Source organism: Rhodospirillaceae bacterium, assembly GCA_028819475.1.
Lineage (GTDB): Bacteria > Pseudomonadota > Alphaproteobacteria > Bin65 > Bin65 > Bin65.
On record JAPPLJ010000022.1, the window covers coordinates 1,664 to 2,374 of the forward strand.

The window sequence follows — 711 nt, forward strand, 5'->3', positions numbered from 1 at the left end:
TCGAAGGAGCCTGCCCTGAGCCTGTCGAAGGAGCCTGCCCTGAGCCTGTCGAAGGAGCCTGCCCTGAGCCTGTCGAAGGGGCGTGCGCGGTTCCGACAGAAATCCGGGCTAGTGCAGGGCGACCTGCTGCTCGATCACCATATTCTTCATCGCCTTCTGGAGCTTTTCGAAGGCGCGGACCTCGATCTGGCGCACCCGCTCGCGGCTGATGCCGTATTCCTGGGACAGTTCCTCCAGCGTCAGCGGCTCTTCCTGAAGCCTGCGTTCGGTCAGGATATGGCGCTCGCGCGGGTTCAGGATCTTCATGGCTTCGGCTAGCATGGCCTGGCGGATCCGGTATTCCTCGCGCTCCGCGACGATGGTCTCCTGGCTCTCCTGGTTTTCGTCGACCAGCCAGTCCTGCCACTCGCCGCCCGCTTCGCCGTCGTTGCGCAGCGGCGCATTGAGGGAATTGTCCGGCGCGGCCAGGCGCCGGTTCATGTTGATCACCTCTTCTTCCGAAACCTTCAGTTCGGTCGCGATCTTCTTCACGTTTTCCGGCGACAGGTCGCCTTCTTCCAGCGCATCCAGCCGGCTCTTCATCTTGCGCAGGTTGAAGAACAGCTTCTTCTGCGCCGCCGTGGTGCCCATTTTGACGAGCGACCACGAGTGCAGGATGTATTCCTGGATCGAGGCGCGGATCCACCACATGGCGTAGGTCGCAAGGCGGAA

Annotated in this window: 1 protein-coding gene; it reads right to left on the reverse strand. The window is 62.3% G+C overall.

The window, feature by feature from the left end:
* Positions 1-108: 108 nt before the first annotated feature.
* Positions 109-711, reverse strand: a 603-nt coding sequence (locus OXM58_05670; GenBank protein MDE0147839.1) for an RNA polymerase factor sigma-32, incomplete at its 5' end; no start/stop codon positions are given.